The sequence below is a fragment of the Ureibacillus massiliensis 4400831 = CIP 108448 = CCUG 49529 genome, assembly GCF_000772965.1.
Taxonomy (GTDB): Bacteria; Bacillota; Bacilli; order Bacillales_A; family Planococcaceae; genus Ureibacillus; species Ureibacillus massiliensis.
Genome location: NZ_JPVQ01000092.1, coordinates 1 through 2912 on the forward strand (window position 1 = coordinate 1; position 2912 = coordinate 2912).

The 2912-nt window shown below is 34.6% G+C and carries 3 protein-coding genes; 2 read left to right on the plus strand and 1 reads right to left on the minus strand.

The window, feature by feature from the left end; genetic code table 11:
- Nucleotides 1-136: 136 nt before the first annotated feature.
- Entirely contained in the window at nt 137-328 is a 192-nt protein-coding gene (locus tag CD30_RS18775; RefSeq protein WP_036180601.1) for a hypothetical protein, read from the minus strand.
- A gap of 218 nt (nt 329-546) precedes the next feature.
- Here CD30_RS18775 and istA point away from each other — a divergent pair, with 218 nt between their 5' ends.
- Together istA and istB are read left to right on the plus strand one after the other, a co-directional pair.
- Nucleotides 547-2076: an IS21 family transposase gene (gene istA, locus CD30_RS18780; RefSeq protein ID WP_036180604.1), complete on the plus strand. Its 1530-nt coding sequence runs from the start codon at nt 547-549 to the stop codon at nt 2074-2076.
- Between the two features lies 1 nt (nt 2077).
- Nucleotides 2078-2851, plus strand: coding sequence for an IS21-like element helper ATPase IstB (gene istB, locus CD30_RS18785; protein WP_036180608.1), 774 nt, complete (start codon nt 2078-2080; stop codon nt 2849-2851).
- Nucleotides 2852-2912 lie beyond the last annotated feature (61 nt).

Here is a 2912-nt window from a genome sequence, read left to right on the forward strand (position 1 = left end):
TTAAATTCTCCAATTTACTAGGTTTTAATATAAAGATTTCTTGTAAATTACTCTTTATTGACGAATGTGTTGCATCTCACCTCTTCTATATAAGAAAGAGGTGGAGAAACCCTGTCCTCTCCATCACTTCTAAATATCAATCCACAAACCCAAATCTTTCACTTAATACATCTAATTCTTCTAACGTTTTTAGTGTTTCTCCGCCACCTCTTATCGTCATTAAATGAATGATAAAATCAATAATGAAAATCGTTGCTAAGTGTGAGTTGGAGAAGGAAAGGGAGTCTACTGTAGTTAGTAGAACAACATCAGCATTTTTTGCGAACACATTATTGTTCGTATTTGTGATTGTAATTTGCGGAATCTTTATTCTCCTTTTATTAGCTAGAGTACTAGTGTAAACGCTAAACTAGAGTTAACAGTTTTCCACAAACAAAAATCAACAGAATTCCCCAAATAAGATTAAACAGTTCCCCAAAACTAGCTTTCTTTCAATATACTAATATTTAGTTTATTGAAGGTGAGGAATTAGGAGTGAACAGGTTTATGAATTACATCGAGATCCACCGTTTATATAAAGAGGGATTCTCAAAAAGTGCAATTGCAAAGAAGTTAAAAATATCGAGAAATACAGTCATTGATTATTTGAATATGACGACTGAGGAATTTGAAGAGTTTGTAGGTTCCTTACGGACTAGAGAGAAAAAATTAGACCCATATCATAATCAAATACTTGAGTGGTTAAGAGAACATCCTGATTTATCAGGAGCACAAGTTTATGATTGGCTGGAGGAGAAATTCAACTTTAAAGAGGTCGCTGAAAATACCGTTCGGAATTACTTGAATGAATTAAGGGATCGATATCACATCCCAAAAGTAATGGTTCAACGTACATACTCCACCGTACCAGAACTACCAATGGGAAAACAAGTACAGGTAGACTTTGGTCAAACAGTGGTAAAAGATAAAGATGGTCATAATAAGCGTTTGTACTTTATTGCATTTATACTTTCTCATTCAAGGTATAAATATGCGGAGTGGTTAGATCGTCCGTTTCGTACAGCTGATGTTATTCGAATGCATGAGAATGCTTTCTATTATTTTGAGGGAATGCCTGAAGAAATTGTTTATGATCAGGATGCGTTATTAGCAGTAAGTGAAAATGCAGGTGATTTGATTATGACATCGGAATTTACCAAGTATCATCAAACACGACAATTTAATATATATCTTTGTAGAAAAAGTGATCCAGAATCGAAAGGGAAAATTGAACAAGTCGTTAAGTTTATCAAAAATAACTTCAGCAAAAACCGTGTATTTGATAACATCACAGATTGGAATCAATCTTGTCACGCCTGGCTCAAACGAACAGGCAACTATAAGGTACATCATAATATAAAAAAGAGACCTTCTGAAGTGCACGCCCTCGAAAAGCAACACTTAAAGAAAGTCTCTGGTACCTATATTTTCGAGAATATTCTCGTTTCTAGTATAACAAGAAGCATACAAAAGGACAATGTCATTCGTTTTGGAGGAAATCGTTATAGTGTACCAAAAGGTACATTCAGAGCAGATGCGCCTAATATTGCTTATGTTCAAGAAAATGATGGTTGGTTAACTATAAGATTAAAGCAAACTGGCTCAATAATAGCCAAACATAGAATTTCTAGTGAACGAGGTCGTGTTATTTCTGACCCTGCCCATCGAGAATACGGAACATCTAAACGAGAATTATTAATCAAACAAATCGAAGATGTATTTTTGGATAAAGAAAATATACAGTGGTTAATACATCAATTAAAGGAGCGATACCCTCGACATTTAACAGATCAATTAAAAGTACTTAAACAAGCGATAAATGTTTACCCTAATCATTGTGAACAAGCATTAGATGAGATGAAAAGACTAAACATGACAAGTGCAAATGATTTTCGGGATATTGCCAACTCTCTATCTGTACAGAGCCAAAAGGACTCTCCTACGGCTATTGAACTGAATCAGAAATATAAGGATTTGATTGCGCCAGAACGATCTGAAGATATTTATTTAAAAGTCTTAGCCGGAGGTAGAGATTAATATGACCCATCCTTTTGAATTATTACAAGACAAATTTCGCACCCTACGTCTCGCTGAGACAGCGAAAGAGTTACCGAACCTAATGCGAGAAGCAGAAGCAAAAAATTGGACTTATCATGAATTCATTCACGAAATCTTGAGTTACGAAATGAGCTGTAGAGAGAAAAAGAATAATGAAAGATTAATGAAGTGGGCTGAGTTTCCAGAGAAATTAACTTTTGAAGACTATAATTTGAAAGAGCAATCAGCAATTGGAGAAAAGCAACTTAATGTTCTAAAAGAATTGAATTGGATTGAAGAGTATTTCACATTAATTATGATGGGCCCCACTGGGGCTGGGAAAACTCATTTATCGATAGCATTAGGAATACATGCCGTGGAGAAAGGATACCAAGTATCCTTCATCTCCATGAGTCAGCTCATGTACGTTTTAAAAACTAAAGAATACACCAATAAATCAAAAACCCGATATAAACGGATCATCACATCTGATTTGATTATTATTGATGACGTGATGTACATGACATACGAGGCTCAGGAAGCTAACTTATTCTTTCAATTTATCTACGATCTATATGATAAAGCTGCATTCATTTTAACATCAAACAAAGGGCCAGGAGAATGGGGGAAGTTTTTAGGAGACCCAACATTAACAACCGCTATTTTGGATCGCTTACTTCATCGAAGTGAGATTATCACATTTGACAAGGAGGCTGATAGTATTCGAATGAAATATAGAAAAGCTTTATTTCAACATCACACTGTTGAATCTTAATTGGTGAAAACTGTTTAAACTTATTTGTGAAAAACTGTTTAATTTTACTTGACGGTTACAA

Coding starts and splice junctions, on each gene's coding strand:
- istA (WP_036180604.1), top strand. CDS start 547: ATGAATTACATCGAGATCCACCGTTTATATAAAGAGGGATTCTCAAAA.
- istB (WP_036180608.1), top strand. CDS start 2,078: ATGACCCATCCTTTTGAATTATTACAAGACAAATTTCGCACCCTACGT.